Annotated in this window: 23 protein-coding genes; 7 read left to right on the top strand and 16 right to left on the bottom strand. The window is 63.3% G+C overall.

Features of this window, described 5'->3' with window-relative positions; translation table 11 throughout:
- Positions 1-54: 54 nt before the first annotated feature.
- A complete protein-coding gene (arfA, locus tag ABIE20_RS15475) occupies positions 55-219 on the top strand; it encodes an alternative ribosome rescue factor ArfA (protein WP_045199858.1) in 165 nt (54 codons plus the stop codon).
- 61 nt (positions 220-280) lie between these two features.
- The gene (locus ABIE20_RS15470; protein ID WP_429505765.1) at positions 281-1,597 is read left to right on the top strand and encodes a lytic murein transglycosylase; all 1,317 of its coding nucleotides are present in this window, start codon (positions 281-283) and stop codon (positions 1,595-1,597) included.
- 25 nt (positions 1,598-1,622) lie between these two features.
- Here the strand turns inward: ABIE20_RS15470 and ABIE20_RS15465 are convergent, their stop codons facing one another.
- The 13 genes from ABIE20_RS15465 to ABIE20_RS15405 all read right to left on the bottom strand — a co-directional run bounded on the left by ABIE20_RS15465 (position 1,623) and on the right by ABIE20_RS15405 (position 13,975).
- Positions 1,623-2,606 (bottom strand): S66 peptidase family protein, encoded by a 984-nt coding sequence (locus ABIE20_RS15465; RefSeq protein WP_429505764.1) that lies wholly within the window; start codon positions 2,604-2,606, stop codon positions 1,623-1,625.
- Positions 2,607-2,696: 90 nt separating this feature from the next.
- Positions 2,697-3,695 (bottom strand): lipoyl synthase, encoded by a 999-nt coding sequence (gene lipA, locus ABIE20_RS15460; RefSeq protein WP_010222903.1) that lies wholly within the window; start codon positions 3,693-3,695, stop codon positions 2,697-2,699.
- A gap of 2 nt (positions 3,696-3,697) precedes the next feature.
- Positions 3,698-4,345, bottom strand: coding sequence for a lipoyl(octanoyl) transferase LipB (gene lipB / locus ABIE20_RS15455; protein ID WP_045199863.1), 648 nt, complete (start codon positions 4,343-4,345; stop codon positions 3,698-3,700).
- Positions 4,345-4,617, bottom strand: coding sequence for a DUF493 domain-containing protein (locus ABIE20_RS15450; protein WP_429505763.1), 273 nt, complete (start codon positions 4,615-4,617; stop codon positions 4,345-4,347). The genes lipB and ABIE20_RS15450 overlap by 1 nt, the downstream gene beginning before the upstream one ends.
- A gap of 75 nt (positions 4,618-4,692) precedes the next feature.
- On the bottom strand, positions 4,693-5,853 hold the full coding sequence (locus tag ABIE20_RS15445; RefSeq protein ID WP_429505762.1) for a D-alanyl-D-alanine carboxypeptidase family protein: 1,161 nt from the start codon (positions 5,851-5,853) through the stop codon (positions 4,693-4,695).
- Between the two features lie 134 nt (positions 5,854-5,987).
- Positions 5,988-6,992: a septal ring lytic transglycosylase RlpA family protein gene (locus tag ABIE20_RS15440; protein WP_429505761.1), complete on the bottom strand. Its 1,005-nt coding sequence runs from the start codon at positions 6,990-6,992 to the stop codon at positions 5,988-5,990.
- Entirely contained in the window at positions 6,992-8,002 is a 1,011-nt protein-coding gene (gene mltB / locus ABIE20_RS15435) for a lytic murein transglycosylase B (protein WP_429505760.1), read from the bottom strand. The genes ABIE20_RS15440 and mltB overlap by 1 nt, the downstream gene beginning before the upstream one ends.
- A gap of 17 nt (positions 8,003-8,019) precedes the next feature.
- A complete protein-coding gene (gene rodA / locus ABIE20_RS15430; RefSeq protein ID WP_045200058.1) occupies positions 8,020-9,123 on the bottom strand; it encodes a rod shape-determining protein RodA in 1,104 nt (367 codons plus the stop codon).
- 38 nt (positions 9,124-9,161) lie between these two features.
- Positions 9,162-11,051 (bottom strand): penicillin-binding protein 2, encoded by a 1,890-nt coding sequence (gene mrdA, locus ABIE20_RS15425; protein WP_045199872.1) that lies wholly within the window; start codon positions 11,049-11,051, stop codon positions 9,162-9,164.
- Between the two features lie 16 nt (positions 11,052-11,067).
- Positions 11,068-11,535, bottom strand: a complete 468-nt coding sequence (gene rlmH, locus ABIE20_RS15420) for a 23S rRNA (pseudouridine(1915)-N(3))-methyltransferase RlmH (RefSeq protein WP_010222895.1) — start codon at positions 11,533-11,535, stop codon at positions 11,068-11,070.
- A gap of 9 nt (positions 11,536-11,544) precedes the next feature.
- On the bottom strand, positions 11,545-11,970 hold the full coding sequence (rsfS, locus tag ABIE20_RS15415) for a ribosome silencing factor (RefSeq protein WP_428559549.1): 426 nt from the start codon (positions 11,968-11,970) through the stop codon (positions 11,545-11,547).
- Between the two features lie 45 nt (positions 11,971-12,015).
- Complete coding sequence (gene nadD / locus ABIE20_RS15410; RefSeq protein WP_429505874.1) at positions 12,016-12,666, bottom strand: nicotinate-nucleotide adenylyltransferase; 651 nt, start codon at positions 12,664-12,666, stop codon at positions 12,016-12,018.
- Between the two features lie 37 nt (positions 12,667-12,703).
- Positions 12,704-13,975 (bottom strand): glutamate-5-semialdehyde dehydrogenase, encoded by a 1,272-nt coding sequence (locus ABIE20_RS15405; RefSeq protein WP_429505759.1) that lies wholly within the window; start codon positions 13,973-13,975, stop codon positions 12,704-12,706.
- Positions 13,976-14,159: 184 nt separating this feature from the next.
- Between ABIE20_RS15405 and ABIE20_RS15400 the strand changes: the two genes are divergently transcribed.
- Positions 14,160-14,852 (top strand): DNA-3-methyladenine glycosylase, encoded by a 693-nt coding sequence (locus tag ABIE20_RS15400; protein WP_429505758.1) that lies wholly within the window; start codon positions 14,160-14,162, stop codon positions 14,850-14,852.
- A 4-nt stretch (positions 14,853-14,856) separates the two neighbouring features.
- Positions 14,857-16,173, top strand: a complete 1,317-nt coding sequence (locus ABIE20_RS15395) for a bifunctional DedA family/phosphatase PAP2 family protein (protein ID WP_429505757.1) — start codon at positions 14,857-14,859, stop codon at positions 16,171-16,173.
- A 4-nt stretch (positions 16,174-16,177) separates the two neighbouring features.
- On the opposite strand, the gene ABIE20_RS15390 is transcribed toward ABIE20_RS15395, so the two are convergent.
- From ABIE20_RS15390 to ABIE20_RS15380, 3 genes are read right to left on the bottom strand one after another with little or no spacing between them, the layout of a single operon-like run.
- Complete coding sequence (locus tag ABIE20_RS15390) at positions 16,178-16,768, bottom strand: LON peptidase substrate-binding domain-containing protein (RefSeq protein WP_429505756.1); 591 nt, start codon at positions 16,766-16,768, stop codon at positions 16,178-16,180.
- A gap of 9 nt (positions 16,769-16,777) precedes the next feature.
- Positions 16,778-17,494, bottom strand: coding sequence for an LrgB family protein (locus ABIE20_RS15385; RefSeq protein ID WP_429505755.1), 717 nt, complete (start codon positions 17,492-17,494; stop codon positions 16,778-16,780).
- Positions 17,491-17,853, bottom strand: coding sequence for a CidA/LrgA family protein (locus ABIE20_RS15380; RefSeq protein WP_045199889.1), 363 nt, complete (start codon positions 17,851-17,853; stop codon positions 17,491-17,493). The genes ABIE20_RS15385 and ABIE20_RS15380 overlap by 4 nt, the downstream gene beginning before the upstream one ends.
- A gap of 158 nt (positions 17,854-18,011) precedes the next feature.
- Between ABIE20_RS15380 and ABIE20_RS15375 the strand changes: the two genes are divergently transcribed.
- The 3 genes from ABIE20_RS15375 to ABIE20_RS15365 all read left to right on the top strand — a co-directional run bounded on the left by ABIE20_RS15375 (position 18,012) and on the right by ABIE20_RS15365 (position 20,957).
- Complete coding sequence (locus tag ABIE20_RS15375; protein ID WP_429505754.1) at positions 18,012-18,467, top strand: MaoC family dehydratase; 456 nt, start codon at positions 18,012-18,014, stop codon at positions 18,465-18,467.
- 88 nt (positions 18,468-18,555) lie between these two features.
- Positions 18,556-20,289: a C13 family peptidase gene (locus tag ABIE20_RS15370; RefSeq protein WP_429505753.1), complete on the top strand. Its 1,734-nt coding sequence runs from the start codon at positions 18,556-18,558 to the stop codon at positions 20,287-20,289.
- Positions 20,290-20,315: 26 nt separating this feature from the next.
- Positions 20,316-20,957 carry an oxidoreductase gene (locus ABIE20_RS15365; protein ID WP_429505752.1) on the top strand — a complete coding sequence of 214 codons (642 nt, stop codon included), beginning with the start codon at positions 20,316-20,318 and terminating at the stop codon, positions 20,955-20,957.
- The last annotated feature ends 60 nt before the right edge of the window (positions 20,958-21,017 follow it).

The following is a 21,017-nucleotide window of genomic DNA, read 5'->3' as shown; positions in this document are numbered from 1 at the left end:
CGATAACTTCACACCTATATTGCGCCCCACACCCACCCTGCAGGATTCCCTGTCATGAGCAAAAAACCCGCAAAGCCCGGGCCCAACAAGGCCAAATCCATCGTCGCCCAGCCCTTGTTCCGCAGTCGCCAGGAACGCGCCGGCAAAGGCAAAGGCAGCTACCGCCGCGAAGCCTTCCAATCGAGAGATTGGGAGGCTTCTTACTTTTTGGCCGCATAAAGGCAAGATTCCGGCAGGCATGGTATGGTCGGCACCTGACCTGAAATACCTGGACCTGTGCATGCCCCTTTGTCTTTCCCGTCGCTGGCAACCTCGTCAGCTGATTGCCGCCTCCAGCCTCATCCTGCTTGTCGCCTGCGCGGAGAAACCCACCGCCGCCGATGCGCTGCCGCTGGCCCCTGCCCAGCCGGCTCCGGTAGTCACCCTGCCCAATCCCGTCGTCGACACCAGCACTGAAATCCAGCCGCTGCAAACCTTTGCCCAATGGCAGGCGGGTTTCCGTCAGCAAGCCTTGCAAGCGGGCATCAACGCCAGCACCTTCGACCGCGCGTTCCTCGGCGTCACACCCGACATGGACGTGATCAAGGCCGACCGCAGCCAGCCGGAATTTACCCGGCCGGTGTGGGAGTACCTGGATGGCGCCCTGTCGCCGCTGCGCGTGCGCAACGGCAAAGGCCTGCTGGAAAAACATGCCGAGTTGCTGAGCCAGATCGAACAACGCTACGGCGTCGACCGCAATGTGCTGGTGTCGGTGTGGGGCATGGAAAGCAACTTCGGCCAGTTCCAGGGCAACAAATCGGTGATCCGTTCCCTGGCCACCCTGGCCTACGAAGGCCGCCGCCCGGCATTCGCCCAGGCACAGCTGATCGCGGCGCTGCAGATCCTGCAAAACGGTGATGTCCAGCCCGATGCCATGAAAGGCTCGTGGGCTGGGGCCATGGGCCAGACCCAGTTCATCCCCACCACCTACAACACCCATGCCGTGGACTTCGACGGCGACGGTCGCCGGGATATCTGGAACAGCTCCGCTGATGCCCTCGCCTCCACCGCTCATTACCTGCAAAGCTCCGGCTGGAAACGCGGCGAGCCCTGGGGTTTTGAAGTGCAACTGGCACCTGGCTTCGACTACTGGCTGGCCGATGGCAGCCAGCGCAAGACGGTATCGGAATGGATGCAAATGGGCCTGAAGCTGCCGGCCGGCGTGCGTTTGCCTGCAGGTAGCGAGCAATTGTCCGCTGCCTTGTTGCTGCCGGCCGGTTATCGCGGCCCGGCCTTCCTGGTGCTGGACAACTTCCGCGCCATCCTCAAGTACAACAACTCCTCGTCCTACGCCATGGCCGTCGGCCTGCTGGGCCAGCGCTTCGACGGTTCGGGCTACATCGCCGGATCATGGCCCAAGGATGACCTGCCGCTGAGCCGCAGCGAGCGTGTTGAGCTGCAGACCCTGCTTAGTGCCCGCAGCTACGACGCCGGTGCCGCCGACGGCATCATCGGCGCCAACACCCGCAAGGCCATCCGCAATGCCCAGCAGGCGCTGGGCTGGCCTGCCGATGGCTATCCAACGCACAAGCTGCTGGAGAGCCTGCGTCAGCGTTAAACCCCGATCGCGGGGCAGCCAGGATCTACGGACGCTGGCTCGCCCCGCGATGGCATTCAAACAAATCCTGCTCCAGCCGCAAGGATTTGCCATCGGCATCCAGGTGCACCCTGGCCCCGAGCGGCAAGGTCAGGTTCGGGTCGCAATGACCACTGCGCCAACCGCCAAGCACCGGTACCTGCAACGGCGCGAAAAACTGCCGCAGCAAAGGCGCTAGCGCCTCTAGGGCAATCCCGGCGAAATCTCCGACCAGCACACCCCGAACGCCTTCGAGCTTGCCCGCCAGACGCAATTGCGTCAGTAGGCGGTCAACCCGGTACAACGGCTCGTTGACGTCTTCGATAAACAGAATGCCGCCGCCACAGTGGATTTCTGCAGGGGTGCCCTGGGTTGCGCACAGCAGCGACAGATTACCCCCCAGCAAGGGCCCGCTGGCAGTGCCTGGCAGGATCGTGGTCAACGGCCAGGCCTCGGGATGCTCAAGGCGGTCACCGGCGCCCAGGCGGCCACTGAGCTGCTCGAACAGCGATGACAGCGTCGGTTCCTGCTTGTTGCCCAACAGCTCCGACTTGAGCATGGCGCCATGGAACGACACGAACCCGGCATGACGGGCAATCGCCGTATGCAGCGCGGTAATGTCGCTGTAGCCAACCAGAGGCTTGGGATGGCGGCGCAGCAGGTCGAAATCGATGTTTTCCAGCAGGCGCATACTGCCATAGCCACCGCGCAGGCAGATGATGGCATCGACATCCCTGGCAGTGAAGGCATCGTGCAGGTCTTGCAGGCGCTGGGCATCGCTACCGGCAAGATAGCCCTCGGCGGCGGTTACCCCCGGGTAGATCCGGCAGCGATACCCGCGCGCCTCGAACCACTGGTTGACCTTGAGCGTATCGAGCTGGGCGGGACCGGCCGGGGCAATGATTGCGATCAGCCCGCCCGCGGGCAAGGCGCTTGGCAGCGGCAAGGCATGCGCCAACACGCCAGCCTCTTGAATGAAAGGTAGGTTCATCCAGACAACTCCTTGTGTGGACAGGTCGGCAAACAAAAATGCCGATGTCGCTTTGCGGCGAGCATCGGCATTGAGACACAGCGGCGTCAATCAGAGCTTGATCTTGGCCTCGTGCGCCTGCTGGTCAGCATGGTACGACGAACGCACCAGCGGACCGGAAGCAACGTTCTTGAAGCCCATCTTGTAGCCTTCTTCGGCGAACCAGGCGAAGGTGTCCGGGTGCACGAAACGCTGCACCGGCAAGTGGCTGCGCGACGGCTGCAGGTACTGGCCGAGGGTCAGCATGTCGATGTTGTGCTCGCGCATGCGGTGCATCACTTCGATCACTTCTTCGTCGGTTTCGCCAAGGCCGAGCATCAGGCCGGACTTGGTCGGTACGTGCGGCACCAGTTCCTTGAACTTCTGCAGCAGGGTCAGCGACCACTGGTAGTCCGAACCCGGACGCGCAGCCTTGTACAGGCGCGGTACGGTTTCGAGGTTGTGGTTGAACACATCCGGCGGGGTCTCGGCGGTGATCGCCAGGGCCACGTCCATGCGCCCGCGGTAGTCCGGCACCAGGGTCTCGAGCTGCACGCCCGGCGACAGCGCGCGGATTTCGCGGATACAGTCGGCAAAGTGCTGGGCACCACCGTCACGCAGGTCGTCGCGGTCCACCGAGGTGATCACCACGTACTTCAGGCGCAGGTCGGCAATGGCCACGGCGAGGTTCTTCGGCTCGTCGACGTCCAGAGGCTTCGGCCGGCCGTGGCCGACGTCGCAGAACGGGCAGCGACGGGTGCAGATGTCACCCATGATCATGAAGGTCGCAGTGCCGCCCGAGAAACACTCGCCCAGGTTCGGGCAGGAGGCTTCTTCGCAGACGCTGTGCAGCTTGTGCTTGCGCAGCAGTTGCTTGATGCGGTCGACCTCCGGCGAAACCGGGATACGCACGCGAATCCAGTCAGGCTTCTTTGGCAGCTCGTCGGTGGGGATGATCTTCACCGGGATACGCGCGACTTTTTCCGCGCCACGCAGTTTGACACCCGCCTCGACCTTCGGCCGTGGCGCTGGCGTCACGCTTTGCACTGGTTCTTGCACAACAGTAGTCATATTCAGAAGATTCCGCCCGTAAGGGTCGTCTGCTCAGCATAGTCGAGGTGCTTGACCAGCTGCCCGCGCAGCCTTGCCCTTACCTCAGAGAGTTCGATCGAGCCTGCCTGGTCGCGCAGCTGGGTCATGGCCAGCCCCGCATACCCGCAGGGGTTAATCCGGCGGAATGGCGCAAGGTCCATGTCCACGTTCAGGGCAAGGCCGTGGAACGAACAGCCATTGCGAATCCGCAGGCCGAGGGAGGCGATCTTCGCCCCGTCGACATAAACGCCTGGGGCATCGGCCTTGGCCGCCGCCTCGACGTTGTAACTTGCCAGCAACTCGATCAGGCAGCGCTCGATGCGGCTGACCAGATCGCGCACGCCAAAGCCCAGGCGCCGCACATCCAGGAGCAGGTACGCCACCAGCTGGCCGGGGCCGTGGTAGGTCACCTGGCCGCCGCGATCGGTCTGCACCACCGGAATGTCACCCGGTACCAGCAGATGCTCGGCCTTGCCGGCCTGGCCCTGGGTGAACACCGCCGGGTGTTCAACCAGCCATACCTCATCCGCCGTACCCGGGCCACGCTGGTCGGTGAACCGACGCATGGCCTCCAGCACCGGCTCGTAAGGCAGCAGGCCGAGGTCGCGAAAGCCGAGGCAAGCGGGCATCAGAGCACCATTTTCACGATTCCGGTCGCGCGCAGGGCGCTGTTGATATCGTGCAGCTGGTCCTCGCCAGTGGCGATGATGTGCAGTTGCACCGTGGTGTACTTGCCTTCCTTGCTCTGACGTTCAGCCAGGGTATTCATGTCGACCGTGGCGTACTTCTTGAGGATCTCGATCACCGTGTCCTTGAAATTGACCACGGTGTCACCGATGACCTTGATCGGGTAATCGGCGCAGGGGAATTCGATTTTGTGCGATTTGTCAGCTTCGGTCATGGCAGTAACGGCCTCGTAAGCCGTGGCAACAACAACGCCCCCGCATGAGTGGCGGGGGCGTGGCAGGTCACGATATCAGTTGAACAACCCGTAGAAGAATAGCCGAATGCTATCCCACACACGACGGAAGAAACCACCTTCCTCAACGCCATCCAGCGCGATCAGGTCGGCACTGTGGACAACCTTGTCATCCAGTTTGACTTCCACTTTACCGATCACGTCACCTTTGTTGATCGGAGCGATCAATTGCGGATTCATGGTCATGCTTGCGGCCAGCTTTTTCAATTGGCCTTTAGGCAAAGTCATGGTCAGGTCTTGGGCAAGACCGGCTTTGACCTGGCTGGTTGCACCCTTCCAGACTGGAGCCTGGGCGAGTTCGGTGCCCTTCTGGTAGAAGGTCTGGGTTTCGAAGAAGCGGAAGCCGTAGGTCAGCAGCTTCTGGGTTTCGGCCGCACGCGATTGCTCGCTGTTGGTACCGAAGACCACGGCGATCAGGCGCATGCCGTCACGTACCGCCGAAGACACCATGCAGTAGCCGGCTTCGTCGGTATGGCCGGTTTTCAAGCCGTCGACGGTCTTGTCGCGCCACAGCAGCAGGTTGCGGTTAGGCTGCTTGATGTTGTTCCAGAAGAACTCCTTCTGCGAGTAGATCGCGTAGTGAGCCGGGTCTTCGTGGATGATCGCGCGCGCCAGCACTGCCATGTCGTGGGCCGACGAGTAGTGCTCGGGGTTCGGCAGGCCGGTCGGGTTCATGAAGTGGCTGTTGCTCATGCCCAGGTCGCCGGCCGTCTTGTTCATCATGTCGGCAAAGGCGTCTTCGCTGCCGGCGATGTGCTCGGCGAGGGCGACGCTGGCGTCGTTACCCGACTGGATGATGATGCCGTGCAGCAGGTCGCTGACGCTGACCTGGGTGCCGACCTTGATGAACATCCGCGAACCGCCGGTGCGCCAGGCGTTCTCGCTGACGGTAACCGGGTCGTTCTCGCCGATCTGTCCGCGACGGATATCCAGGGTCGCGATGTAGGCGGTCATCAGCTTGGTCAGGCTCGCCGGAGGCAGACGCTGATCACCATTGTTCTCGACCAGGATGTTGCCGCTGGAGGCTTCCATGAGCACGTAGGACTTGGCAGCCAGTTGCGGCGGCGACGGCATCATCTGCTCTGCCGCGAAGGCGGCAGGGGCAATCATCAGCGGTACAAGCAGGCAAAGGCGTTTGGCAAAGCTGGTTATGTTCATCCGTCTCTCGAAATGGCTAATGGGCTCATGCCCTCATGGGCAAAACGTTTACAGGCGCATGGCCTGACGAGCAAAACCGCCATTGTACATGGCGGCTGCGCCCGGCTGCATGACAAACCGATCAGTCCCCCCGATCAGTCTGCCGTGACGACTTTGGGCTGCCCCAGATTGGCCAGGCGCACGCTGTCCTGCATCTGCTGGGCTTCGCCCTGGCTGTTGATCGGCCCCAGGCGCACCCGGTGCAGGGTCTGCTGGTTACGCACGATCGAACTGATGAAGACCGGCGCGCTGACCATGCTGCTGAGCTTGGAACGCAGCAGTTCGGCGGCGTCCGGGTTGGCGAAGGCGCCGACCTGCAAGTAAAGACCATCGCCGGCCTGGCTGTTGTTGCTGGCAACCTGCAGTGGAACAACCGCGGCGGCATGCTGCTGCGGCGGTGGCGTCCATTGCTCGACCGTGCCGGTGCTGGCCGGCAAAGCCTGGGTCTGGGCCACTTGCGGCTGATCGAGAACCATCGGCGCCGGCTGGCCCCGCTGGGCCCACCATTGTTTCGGGTCGATGCCCTCGACGCGTACCCGCGCGGTACCGGTTTCGGCATAGCCGAGCTTTTTCGCCGCGGCGTACGAGAGGTCGATGATACGGTCGGAGTAGAACGGGCCGCGGTCGTTGACCCGCAGGATCACGCTGCGCTGGTTGTCGAGATTGGTGACCTTGACATAGGCCGGCAGCGGCAGGGTCTTGTGCGCCGCGCTCATGCCGTAGAGGTCATAGACCTCGCCGTTGGCGGTGTTCTGGCCGTGAAATTTGGTGCCGTACCACGACGCCGTGCCCTCGGCGCGGTAGTTGCGCGAGTCGGGGATCGGGAAGTAAGTCTTGCCCAGCACGGTGTAGGGGTTGGCCTTGTAGTTGCCGGTGTGCACGGTCGGGGTCGCGTCGGGGATCTTCGAGACGTCGACATCCCACCACGGCGCGCCATCCTTGTGGGCCCGGTTGATGTCCAGGCCGGGCTTGGCCCGCACCACATTGGCATTACCCTGGGTAGAGGTGCTCGGGCGGCTGCTCGAACAGCTCACCAGCACCAGGCCAAGGGCCGCGCAACCAAGCAGTTTCAGCGATGTAGCGGAGAACATTACGCGCATTACTTGGCGCCCCGTGCTTGAACCAGCAGGTCCGAGAGCTGATGCACTGCCATGGCATACATCACGCTGCGGTTATAGCGAGTGATCGCGTAGAAGTTTTTCAGGCCCAGCCAGTATTCCGGGCCATTGTCACCTTCGAGCCGGAAGGCGGTGACCGGCAGATCATCGCGCAGCGCATCATGACTCGACCAGCCCAGTGCCCGCAACTCCCCGACCGTCTTGACCGCGTCGATACCCGGGCTCAGGCCCTCGTCGACGCGTTCGCCGCGCACGCTGGCGCGACTGACCACCTGCTCGCCGGCAACCCAGCCGTGGCGCTTGAAGTAGCTGGCAACACTACCGATGGCATCGTCCGGGTTGTTCCAGATGTTGATGTGGCCGTCGCCGTCAAAGTCCACGGCGTAGGCGCGAAAACTGCTCGGCATGAACTGCGGCAGCCCCATGGCCCCGGCGTAGGAGCCCTTGAGGGTCAGCGGGTCGACCTGCTCTTCACGGGCCAGCAACAGGTATTCGCGCAGCTCTTTGCGGAAGAACTCGGCGCGCGGCGGGTAATCGAAGCCCAGGGTCGACAGCGCGTCGATCACCCGGTAGTTACCGGTGTTGCGGCCGAAGAAGGTCTCGACGCCGATGATCGAGACGATCACCTGGGCCGGCACGCCGTATTCCTGCTCGGCGCGAGCCAGGGTGGCCTCATGCTGGCGCCAGAAGTCGACACCGCGGGCGACCCGGGCGTCGGTGAGGAACATCGGCCGGTAGTCTTTCCAGGGCTTTACCCGCTCGGCCGGGCGCGAGATCGCGTCAAGGATCGACTGCTTGCGCTGAACCTCGCGAAATACCCCCATCAGTTGCTCACCGGCAAAACCGTAGTCGCGGGTCATTTCGCCGACGAACTCGGCCACCTGGGGCGAGCCGTCGTAGTCGCCGGCAACAGCGCCTTGCGCGCCGCCGAGCAAACCTACAAAGCCGACCCAAGGCGCGCAACGAGCCGCCCAGCCACGCATTGCTTGCATGTAATTCTTCACCTTATTCAAACCTGCGCAATCCATTTGCGATGCGTATGGATCGACATTAAAACCCCAAACGCTGACAGCAGCGTCACCAACGAAGTTCCGCCATAACTAATGAAGGGCAGCGGCACACCCACCACGGGCAACAAGCCGCTGACCATACCGATATTGACGAACACATAAACAAAGAAGGTCATGGTCAGGCTGCCGGCCAGCAACTTGCCGTAGAGCGTCTGGGCCTGGGCGGTAATCACCAGGCCGCGGCCAATCAGCAGCAGGTAGATCAGCAGCAGCGCGCAGATACCGACCAGGCCGAACTCCTCGCCGAGCACGGCGATAATGAAGTCGGTGTGGCTTTCCGGGAGAAAGTCCAGGTGCGACTGGGTGCCCAACAACCAACCCTTGCCGAACACCCCGCCCGAGCCGATCGCCGCTTTCGACTGGATGATGTTCCAGCCGGTGCCCAGAGGGTCGCTTTCCGGGTCGAGAAAGGTCAGTACCCGCTGCTTCTGGTAGTCGTGCATGACGAAGAACCACATCGCCACCGCCACCGGTACCGCTGCTGCCACCACGCTGAGGATCCAGCGCCAGCGCAGGCCGCCCATGAACAGCACGAAGGCGCCGGAAGCGAGAATCAGCAAGGCGGTGCCCAGGTCTGGCTGCCGGACGATGAGGATGAACGGCAGGCCAATAAGGATCAGGCTGATCACCACATGCTTCAGGTGCGGCGGCAACGAGCGCTTGGCCAGGTACCAGGCGATGGTTGCTGGCATGATGATCTTCATGAATTCCGAGGGCTGGAAGCGGATCACCCCGGGTATGTTGATCCAGCGCGTGGCGCCCATGGCGTTGTGGCCCATGACGTCGACCACCACCAGCAGGATCACCCCGACCACGTAGGCCAGCGGCACCCAGCGGGCCATGAAACGCGGTTCGAGCTGGGCAATCACGAACATCGACACCAGGCCGATGCCGAACGAGCTGGCCTGCTTGAGCAGCAGGTCCCAGTTCTTGCCGCTGGCCGAATACAGCACGAACAGGCTGCCAGCAGCCAGGGTCAGCAGCAGGATCAGCAACGGGCCGTCGACATGGATACGCTGCAGGAAGCTGGCGCGACGACGCATCACGTCCTCGCTGGAAAGCATGCGATCGAAATTGTTCTTCACTGGGCCGATTCCTGAACAACGGTGGCGGGAGCGAACTCGGATTTGAGCCGGCCATGCTCGTCGAGCAACCAGGCGTCCATCACCTGACGCATCACCGGCGCCGCGACGCGGCCACCGGCCTCGCCGTTTTCGATCATCACCGAGACCACGATCTTCGGGTTCTCTGCCGGGGCGAAGCCAACGAACAGGGCGTGGTCACGGTGGCGCTCCTGAACCTTGTTGCGGTCGTACTTCTCGCCCTGCTTGATTGCCACCACCTGGGCGGTACCACTCTTGCCGGCGATACGGTACTGGGCACCGGCGGCGGCAGCGCGAGCAGTACCGCGGGCATTGTGCATCACCTGCTCCATGCCATGGGTGACCCTGGCCCAGTCGGACTTGTCGCGCAACACGATGTCTTCCATCGGGTTCTCGTCCACCGGCGGCTGGCCTTCGATGGTTTTGGCCAGGTGCGGACGGTTCCACTTGCCCTTGCTGGCGATCAGGGCAATGGCCTGGGCCATTTGCAGCGGCGTGGTCTGCATGTAGCCCTGGCCGATACCAAGGATCAGCGTTTCGCCCGGGAACCAGGCCTGGCGGCGGGTGGCGCGCTTCCATTCGCGGGTCGGCATGAGGCCGGCGGACTCCTCGAACATGTCGAGGGAGACTTTCTGCCCGAGGCCGAACTTGTTCATGTAGCTGGACAGGCGATCGATGCCCATCTTGTGCGCCAGGTCGTAAAAGTAGGTGTCGTTGGAGCGCATGATCGCCAGGTCCAGGTCGACCCAGCCGTCACCGCTGCGGTTCCAGTTGCGGTACTTGTGGTCATAGTTGGGCAGTTGGTAAAAGCCCGGGTCGAACACCCGGCTGCTGGCCGTGACCACACCACTGTCGAGGCCAGCGATGGCCACTGCCGGCTTGATGGTCGAACCCGGCGGGTACAGGCCGCGCAGCACGCGGTTGAACAACGGCCGGTCGATCGAATCGCGCAGCTCGGCATAGGCCTTGAAGCTGATGCCGGTGACGAACGGGTTGGGATCGAAGCTCGGCTGACTGACCATTGCCAGCACCTCACCGGTGTTCGGATCGAGCGCGACGATAGCACCGCGACGCCCGCCCAGCGCGGCCTCGGCAGCTTCCTGCAGCTTGATGTCGAGGCTCAGGACGATGTCCTTGCCGGGGATCGGATCGGTGCGCTTGAGCACCCGCAATACCCGGCCACGGGCGTTGGTCTCGACCTCTTCGTATCCCACCTGGCCGTGCAGCTCCGGCTCGTAGAAACGCTCGATGCCGGTCTTGCCGATATGGTGGGTGCCGCTGTAGTTGACCGGGTCGAGGGTCTTGAGCTCTTTCTCGTTGATCCGCCCGACATAACCGACCGAGTGAGCAAAGTGTGCCCCCTGCGGGTAATGGCGCACCAGCTGGGCGACCACCTCGACGCCGGGCAGGCGGAACTGGTTCACCGCGACCCGGGCGATCTGCTCTTCGGTCAGCTCGAAGAGGATCGGCACCGGCTCGAACGGCCGGCGGCCCTGGCGCATGCGCTTCTCAAACAGGGTGCGGTCATCCGGGGTCAGCTCGAGCACCTCGACGATCACGTCGAGCACCTGCTGCCAGTCGCCGGAGCGCTCGCGGGTCATGGTCAGGCTGAAGCTTGGCCGGTTATCGGCGACGATCACCCCGTTGCGGTCGAAAATCAGCCCGCGGGTCGGCGGAATCGGCTGCACATGCACCCGGTTGTTTTCCGACAGGGTCGAATGATAGTCGTACTGGATCACCTGCAGGTAATACAGGCGGGCGATCAACACGCAGATCAGCAGGACGATCGCCACTGCACCGACCACGACGCGGCTACGCACCAGACGGGCGTCTTTCTCGTGATCCTTGAGGCGAATCGGCTGCGACATTGAAAAGGCTTAAGGCTTATTTATGGTAGGGGTGCCCGGACAATACGGTCCAGGCGCGGTACAGCTGTTCGCCGATCAGTATCCTTACCAACGGGTGGGGCAGTGTCAGCGGCGACAGCGACCAGCGCTGCTCGGCCCGCGCACAGACTTCAGGCGCCAGCCCTTCGGGGCCGCCGACCATGAAGTTGACGGTACGCGAATCCAGGCGCCAGCGGTCCAGTTCGACCGCCAGCTGCTCGGTACTCCAGGGCTTGCCATGGACCTCCAGGGTGACAATCCGTTCCCCTGGCTGGACCTTGGCGAGCATGGCCTCCCCCTCCTGACGAATCAGGCGGGCGACGTCGGCATTCTTGCCCCGGGTATTGAGCGGTATTTCCACCAGCTCCAGCGACAGCTCCGAGGGCAGGCGCTTGGCATATTCATGCCAACCGTCCTCGACCCACTTGGGCATGCGCGAGCCGACCGCGATCAGACGCAGACGCACGAGCCTTCCTTATTCTCGATCTTTCAGCTTGTCTGAAAAGTCGTGGGTGTTTTCCGGGCTGTGGTGCTTGCCATCGGCGGCGCGGCTCTGTTCGGCACCCATCCACAGGCGCTCGAGGTCGTAGAACTGACGGGCAGCGGCAGTCATCATGTGGACGATGACGTCGTTCAGGTCGAGCAGGACCCAGTCGCTGTCGCCCTTGCCTTCTTCGCCCAGCGGCTGCACGCCCTTGGCCTTGACCTGCTCACGGACCTTTTCCAGCATCGCGCTGATCTGGCGGTTGGAGGTACCGGTGGCGATGATCATGTAATCGGTCAGGCTGTGCTTTTCTTTTACGTCGATGACCTGGATGTCCTGGGCCTTGACGTCTTCCAGGGCGGACTTGGTCAGTTCGACCAGCTCTTCGGCGCTGACGTTGTGTTTTTGCTTGGTCATATAAAACTCATTCAACTCAATAGTATGAGGCGCTTCTCAGCACCCTCAGTTCGGCGCACGGTAAAGGTTGTGCGCATCGATGTAGGCCAGTACTGCGTCCGGCACCAGAAACCGCACCGACTTGCCGCTGGCCAGCAGCTGTCGGATCTGCGTGGCTGACACCGCAAGCGGCGTCTGCCAGACGAATGCAATATTCCCGGCAGGCCCTTCCAGGGCCTGCGGATCACTGACCGAACGTGCGGCCAGCAGGTTGCGCAAGGCATCCGGCGGCTCGACGTCGGCATCCGGGCGTTGCAGCACCAGGATGTGACAGTGTTGCAGCAATTCTTCCCAACGGTGCCAACTGGGCAGGCCGCAAAACGCGTCCCAGCCCAGCAGCAGAAACAGCTGCTGCGAGGCGGCCATTTCAGCACGCATCAGTTCCAGCGTTTCGATGGTGTACGACGGCTTGTCACGGGCCAGTTCGCGGGCATCGACCGACAGCGTCGGCACGCCCTGAACCGCGCACTGGACCATCGCCAGCCGGTCCTGAGCCGATACCTGCGGCGTGTCGCGGTGCGGCGGACGGGCATTGGGCATCAGCCGCAGCTCGTCCAGCGCCAGCACTTCGGCTACCTCCAGCGCACTGCGCAGGTGGCCGATATGCACCGGGTCGAAAGTCCCGCCAAGCACGCCGATGCGCCGGGCGGGCGACATCGTCGAGACTGGGGCGAGCGGTTTGCGCTCGGCCAAGTCAGAGCGACTCCTGTCCGCGCAGCTGACCGTCGCCGATCACCACGTATTTTTCGCAGGTCAGGCCTTCCAGGCCGACCGGGCCGCGGGCATGCAGCTTGTCGGTGGAAATCCCGATCTCAGCGCCCAGGCCGTACTCGAAACCGTCGGCAAAGCAGGTCGGGGTGTTGATCATGACCGAGGACGAATCGACCTCGGCCATGAACTGGCGAGCCTGCGCCTGGTGTTCAGTAACGATGGAATCGGTATGGTGCGAGCCATAGCGATTGATGTGTTCGATGGCCTGGTCCAGGCCGTCTACTACGCGAATCGACAGAATCGCCGCGAGGTATTCGGTGTTCCAGTCCGCTTCGGTCGCCGGCAGCGCCTCGATAATTTCGAGAGTGCGCTCACAACCGCGCAGTTCGACGCCTTTTTCCCGAAATTGGCGAGCCATTTCCGGCAAGAACTCGGCCGCGACCGACTGATCGACCAGCAGTGTTTCCATCGCCCCGCAAATGCCGTAGCGGTAGGTCTTGGCGTTGAAGGCGATGCGCCGGGCCTTGTCCAGCTCGGCGTGCTCGGCCACATAGACGTGGCAGATGCCATCGAGGTGCTTGATCACCGGCACCCGCGCGTCGCGACTGATACGCTCGATCAGGCCCTTGCCGCCACGCGGCACGATGACGTCGACGAACTCCGGCATGCTGATCAGCGCACCGACCGCTTCGCGATCGGTGGTTTCGACCACTTGCACCACCGCCGCCGGCAAGCCGGCCTCGGCCAGGCCGCGCTGGATGCAGGCGGCAATGGCACGGTTGGAGTGGATGGCTTCGGAGCCGCCGCGCAGGATGGTGGCGTTGCCCGACTTCAGGCACAGGCTGGCAGCGTCGATGGTCACGTTCGGACGCGACTCGTAGATGATGCCGATCACCCCCAGCGGGACGCGCATCTTGCCGACCTGGATACCCGATGGCCGGTAGCTCATGTCGCGAATCGCGCCGACCGGGTCCGGCAGGCTGGCCACCTGGCGCAGACCGACGATCATGCCGTCGATGCGCGCCGGGGTCAGCGCCAGGCGCTCGAGCATGGCCGGTTCCAGGCCATTGGCGCGGCCAGCGGCGAGGTCCAGCTCGTTGGCGGCGGTCAGCTCGGCACGGGCAGCGTCCAGGGCGTTGGCGGCGGCTTGCAGGGCGCGGTTCTTCTGCGCGGTGCTGGCACGGCCGATCACGCGTGACGCCGCGCGGGCAGCGCGACCCAGGCGGGTCATGTAGTCAAGAACGGACTCAGTCATGGGCTCAGTGGTCTTGGCGAAGGGGAAAATCGGATGATTATAACTGTCGTGTGGTCCCACGCCCAGCGGTGACAGGCGGATGGTCGAAAAGAGTGCCGGCCCCACCCTTCAAAATGGCCATTCAGGGTTGGTTAAGGCAGAAATTGCTATTATCGCCCACCTGTTCACCCGCGAACCTGCCCGCATGCCAGACTCCGCCCCCTGCCCGCCCAAGGCCCTGCCCGACAGTTTCTTCGACCGCGACGCTGGCGAATTGGCCAGGGCACTGCTGGGCAAGGTCATCCGCCACCGCCACGGTCCTTACTGGTTGGCGGCCCGGATCATCGAGACCGAAGCCTACTACCTCACCGACAAAGGCAGCCACGCCTCGCTCGGTTACACCGAAAAACGCCGGGCGCTGTTCCTCGACGGCGGGCATATCTACATGTATTACGCCCGCGGCGGCGACTCGCTGAACTTCAGCGCCCACGGGCCGGGTAATGCGGTGCTGATCAAATCGGCCTATCCCTTCGTCGACGCCCTGTCGGACACCAATAGCCTGGCGCAAATGCAATTGAACAACCCCGACGCCAGCGGCCAGCCACGCCCGCCCGAGCGCCTGTGCGCCGGCCAGACCCTGCTGTGCAAGGCCCTGGGCCTGAAAGTGCCACATTGGGACGGCAAACGCTTCGATACCGAACAGCTGTTTGTCGAGGACTGCGGTATCAAAGTGAAACAAATTATCCAGACCACCCGTTTGGGGATTCCCCACGGCCGCGATGAACATCTGCCCTACCGTTTCGTCGACGCCGACTTTGCTCGCCATTGCACACGGAACCCGCTGCGCCGGGGCCAAGTCGAAGGCCGGGACTACTTTTTACTGACACAAGGAAACTGACACGATGGGCCCATGGCTCGACAGCCTGACCACCTGGCTCAGCGCCAACCCGCAGTGGTTGGGATTAGCGATTTTTCTGGTGGCCTGCGTGGAATGCCTGGCGATTGCCGGGATTATCGTCCCCGGCACCGTCCTGTTGTTCGCCGTCGCGGTACTGGCCGGCAGCGGTGCGTTGAGCCTGGGCGAAACCCTGTTGCTGGGCTTTGCCGGTGGTTTGCTCGGTGATGCGATCTCCTACACCCTGGGCCGGCGCTTTCACCAGAACATCCGGCGCTTGCCGCTGTTGCGCCACCATCCGGAATGGATCGGCAGCGCCGAGACCTACTTCCAGCGCTACGGTATCGCCAGCCTGTTGGTCGGGCGCTTCATCGGCCCGTTGCGGCCGATGCTGCCGATGGTCGCCGGCATGTTCGACATGCCGCTGCCGCGCTTTATCGCCGTCAGCCTGCTGGCCGGGGCCGGTTGGGCAGTGGCCTACCTGCTGCCGGGCTGGGCAACCGGCGCGGCCATGCGCCTGCCGCTGCCGGAAGGCTTCTGGCCACAGGCGGGGGTGGTGGTCGGCGGTCTGGCGGTGCTGGTCGGCCTGAGCATCAACAGCAGCCTGCGCAGCATGCGCCGCGGCACCCGGCTGATTGCCGGAATGAGCCTGCTGGCCCTGACCGGGCTGTTTCTCGGCTGGCCATACCTGACCCAGTTCGACCAAGGCCTGATGACCCTGATCCAGGAGAACCGTAGCCGCGCCATCGACGGCACCGTGGTGCTGATCACCCGCCTCGGCGATTTCCGAACCCAGTTCTTCCTCGGCGGCCTGCTCACCGGCCTGTTGCTGCTGGCCCGCCAGTGGCGCCCGGCGATTTTCGCCGGCAGCACCCTGATCGGCACGGCCCTGGCCAATGGCAGCCTCAAGTGGCTGTTTGCCCGGGCGCGCCCGGAGGTGCTCACCGACCCGCTGACCACCTACAGCATGCCCAGCGGCCACAGCTCGGCGTCGTTTGCGTTCTTTCTGGTGCTGGCGGTGCTGGCCGGGCGCGGGCAGCCACCGCGCATGCGCCTGACCTGGATCATGCTGGGCTGCATCCCGGCGCTGTCGATCGCGCTGTCACGGGTGTACCTGGGCGCGCACTGGCCAACCGACATCCTCGCCGGCGCCCTGCTCGCCTGCTGCGTGTGCGCCACCAGCCTGACCCTGACCCAGTACCGGCAACCGCTTACCGCCCTGCCGTTGCGGGTGTGGTGGCTGATCCTGCCGGCCTGCGTCGCCCTGCTGGCATTCTTCGCCCTCCACTCGCTACCGCACGCCTTGCTGCGCTACCAGTACTGAGACCTCAGGCGAACAGCTCGCCCTGCAGCCGATCAAGCAGCGCCTGGATAGCCTCCAGGCGCTTGTGCGGTGAATCGATGGCCAGCAGGTCGAGCTTGTCTTCCTCGACAAAAGGCAGCAGGTAGGCGAGCTGGTTGGCCAGCGAATCCTGGCCGTCCACCGTGACCGGCATGCCCAGGGCTTCGACCATCGGGTGCTCGCCCAGGGCCTGCAGCAGCGCCAGCAAGTCGTGATGGTCATCTTCAAGGGGCTCGTCGGCAAGCTCCGGCAGCCACGACACATCCGCGACCAGCAGCTGGTCCTTCTGCACCTCGAACGGCCCGACGCGAAAACGCCGGGTGCCCTCGACACGTATCCCCAACAGGCCGTTGTCCTGCTGCTGAAAGTCACGAATCAGCGCCTCGCAGCCAACCTGCGAGAAGCCGCTGGGCGCGGCGCCAACCTGCTCGCCTTCAAGGATGCACACCACGCCAAATCCGCCGCCCTGCTTCATGCTGCGGCCGATCATGTCCAGGTAGCGCGCCTCGAAGATCTGCAGATCGAGAAAGCAGCCCGGAAACAGCACGGTATTGAGCGGAAACAGGGGTAACGTCATTGCAACTCCTCAAGCAACCAGGCTAACCGCCAGTGGCAGGAATACCGCTGTGGCAACCCCCATCAGGCTCATCGCCAGGGCCGCGAAGGCCCCGCATTCTTCACTTTCCTGCAAGGCCACCGACGTGCCCACTGCGTGGGCGGTAATACCCAGGGCCATGCCGCGCGCCTCGGGGCTGTGCACACCACAACGCGACAATAGCGCCGGACCGAAAATCGCACCGATCACCCCGGTGATCAGCACGAACACCGCCGCCAGCGCAGCCACGCCACCAATTTGCTCGGCCACCAGCATGGCAATCGGCGAGGTCACCGATTTGGGCGCCATGGTCATCAGGATCATGTGCTCGGCGCCAAACCACCAGCCCAGCAACAGGCAGGCGCCAGTGGCGAACACCCCTCCGATTACCAGCGTAGTAAAGGTCGGCCAGAACAGCTGGCGGATGCGCCGCAGGTTGAGGTAAAGCGGCACCGCCAGGGCCACGGTCGCTGGCCCCAGGAGGATGTTCATGATTTCGGTACTTTTGCGGTACTCGCTGTAAGTCAGGCCACAGGTCAGCAGTACGCCAATAACGACCAGCATCGACACCAGCACCGGCTGCAAGAAGATCCAGCGGGTTTTCTCATAGGCAGCCAGCACCAGCTGATAAGCCCCCAGGGTGATACCGATACCGAACAGCGGATGGTGAATGACGGCGTTGACGGCGCCGCTCCAGTCCAGGCTCATGGCTGCTCCTCATGGCTGCCCTGGCGGGCCATCAGCTTGTGCATCAGCACGCCGACGAACACCAGGGTAAGCAGCGCCGAGAGCACCAGGGCGCCGACAATGGCCCAGAAGTCGGCGGCGATATCCGCGGCGTAGACCATCACCCCCACCGCCGGCGGCACCAGCAGCAGCGGCAGGTAGCGCAGCAGGCTGTTGGCCGCCTCGCTCAGGGGCGCGCCCACCTCGCCACGCAGCATCAGGTACACCAGCAGCAACAGCAGGCCGATGATCGGCCCGGGCAGGATCGGTACCACCAGGTGATTGATCGCCGTTCCGAGCAACTGGAACAGCACCAGCCAGGTCAAACCACGCAACAGCATAAGCATCTCCTTGAGGCCTGGCGGCCATTATAAGCACGCTAACGACCGGGCTATAAGCCGATCTTCGCCGACTTGACCACTTCCTGCAGGCGTGCTGATCTTAGACTTTCGAATCTGCCGAAGTCATAAGAAAACCAAAGACAATCTGGAGAGTCACAATGCCCTATGTACCTGTTGCAGAGCTTTCGCAGTACGTTGGAAAGGAACTTGGACGTTCCGAATGGCTGACCATCGATCAAGAGCGCATCAACCTGTTTGCCGAAGCCACCGGCGACTTTCAGTTCATCCATGTCGACCCTACCAAGGCGGCAAAAACGCCATTTGGCAGCACCATTGCTCACGGTTTTCTCACCCTGTCGCTGATACCCAAGTTGATGGAGGGCATTCTGGTTGTGCCTGAAGGCCTGAAAATGGCCGTCAACTATGGCCTGGACAGCGTGCGTTTCATCCAGCCGGTAAAGGTCGACAGCAAGGTGCGGCTTAAAGTCGATCTGGCCGAGGTAACCGAGAAGAAGCCCGGGCAGTGGCTGCTCAAGGTCACCGCCACCCTGGAAATCGAAGGCCAGGAAAAACCTGCCTACATCGCCGAACCACTGTCGCTCTGCTTCGTCTGAGCCAGGCATTGGGTGAAACCGTCCTGGCGACTGTTTCACCCCCCGCTTTCTACGGCATACTCGGGGCCTCACTTGTCCGGACCCCGCCATGCGCCCACTCGTTCCTCTTGCCCTGACCCTGCTGCTGGCCGCTTGCGGTGACGGCGAACCGTTGTCGCCCCCCGATGCGCGCCTGCCCGATGGCGGTCGCTACCGTGGCGAAGTGGTCGATGGTCTGCTGCAAGGTGCCGGGCGAATCGACTACCCCAACGGCAGTTGGTATCAGGGCAACTTCTTCAATGGCCAGTGGCACGGCCAGGGCGAATGGCACGGCAGCAATGGCGAAGTCTACCGCGGTCAGTTCCAGCAAGGCCTGTTCCACGGCCTGGGCACCTTGAAAACGCCAGGCAGCAGTTACACCGGCGGCTTCAAACTGGGTCGCCGCGACGGTGAAGGCACCCTCAAGGAGCCCGGCCTGCTCTACCGCGGCCAGTTCAAGGACGACCAGTACAGCGGCGCTGGCCATCTCGAACTGGCGGACGGCAGCCAGTACCAGGGCCTGTTCGCCCGGGGCAAACCCAATGGCGAAGGCATCCGCAGCGATGCCAGCGGCAACCAGTTCAGCGGCCATTTCGTCAACGGCCAACTCGAAGGCAGCGGCACGTTCAACAGTGCCGAGGGCGACCAGTACATCGGCGCCTTCCACGATAACCGCCTGGAAGGCCGTGGCCGCTACGAGAACGCTGACGGCGACGTATGGATCGGCCAGTTCAAGGACGGCTCGCTCAGCGGTAAGGGCGAGCTGATCGGCAGTGACGGCAGCCACTACAAAGGCAACTTTCGCGACTGGCGCTTCTCCGGCAACGGTCGCCTGCAGTTGCCCGACGGCAGCGTCTACGTCGGTGGCTTCGAGAATGACACCTACCAGGGCAACGGCCGTCTGACCCTGGTTGACGGACGTATTGAAAGCGGCCTGTGGCTCAACGGCCAGCGCGTACGCGACGAGCACGGCAAATTGTTGCCCGACCCGCTGGAACTGGCGCTGCTCAACCAGGGCAGCCTGCTTGAAAAAGCGCTGGCCAAGGTGCCGGCCTCAACCGCGGACATCGAACTCTACAGCCTGGCCCTGGGTGGCGATGGCAAGCAGAGCGTATTCCTGCGCGAAGCCGATTACGTCAACAACATGCTCAAGAGCCGCTTTGGCGCCGTCGGCCAGATCAGCCTGGTCAACCACCGCGACCATCTCACCGACCGGCCCATGGCCACCCGCGAGAACCTCGCCCGCGCTGTGCGCACCCTGGCCGAACGCAGTGGCCCGGAGGATCTGGTGTTCATCTACCTGACCAGCCACGGCAGCCAGGAGCACGAACTGGTGCTCGACCAGCCGCGCCTGCAACTGGCCGACCTGCCCGCAGATGCCCTGGCCACGACCCTGGCGCCACTCAAAGACCGCGACAAGATCATTGTCATCTCGGCCTGTTATTCAGGGGGTTACATCGACCCGCTCAAGGACAACCGGACCCTGATCATCACCGCCTCGCGCGCCGACCGGGTTTCGTTCGGCTGCTCCGAAGAGGCCGACTTCACCTATTTTGGCGATGCCCTGTTCGCCCAGGCCCTGAACCAGACCGACGACCTGCAGCAGGCCTTCGACCGGGCCAGCGCCAGCGTCTCTGAGCGCGAGGCGATAGAAGGCTTCGATGCCTCCGAACCGCAGATCTGGGCGCCGAAGGGCGTACTCGATCACTGGCAGCGCCTGCGCCAGCAACAAGCGCGCAAAGCCCTGCAAAGTAATGAGGGCAAGCAACAGGCCGAGCATGCAAAAAATGCTGGCAACCACTAAGCTGACTGTATCAAGGGAGAGACATCATGTACTTGACGCCTCAGCACATCCTGCTTGCCGGAGCCACCGGTCTTACCGGTGAACACTTACTTGATCGGCTGCTCAACGAGCCCACTGTCAGCCGCGTACTGGCCCCAACCCGACGTCCACTGGCCGAGCACCCGCACCTGGAAAACCCGGTGGGAGACCCGGCGGTGTTCCTCCCACAACTGGCAGGCCGTGTCGACATCGCCTTCTGCTGCCTGGGCACCACCATCAAGCAAGCCGGATCCGAGCCGGCCTTTCGCGCGGTCGACCTGGACATGGTCGTCGCCTTCGGCAAACGCGCCCGGGAGATGGGCGCGCGGCATCTGCTGGTAGTCAGCGCCCTGGGCGCCGACCGCAGGTCGCCGATCTTCTATAACCGGGTCAAAGGCGAAATGGAGGCCGCATTGAAGGCCCAGGACTGGCCGCAGCTGACTATTGCCCGGCCTTCGCTGCTGCTGGGTGACCGCATTGAGCCGCGACTGTCGGAACGGCTGGCAGGGCCGCTGTCGAAGCTGATTCCGGGTAAGTATCGCGGCATCGAGGCCTGCCAGCTGGCACGGGCGCTGTGGCGTTTGGCGCTGGAAGAGCAGGACGGGATCCGGATTGTCGAGTCTGATGAGTTGCGCAGGTTGGGCAAATAGAACCTGGGGCTGCTTTGCAGCCCATCGCGGGCAAAGCCAGCTCCCACAAGGAGCTACATT

The organism is Pseudomonas sp. 2835, from assembly GCF_050435905.1.
Lineage (GTDB): Bacteria > Pseudomonadota > Gammaproteobacteria > Pseudomonadales > Pseudomonadaceae > Aquipseudomonas.
This window is presented reverse-complemented; position numbering and strand designations above follow the sequence as displayed.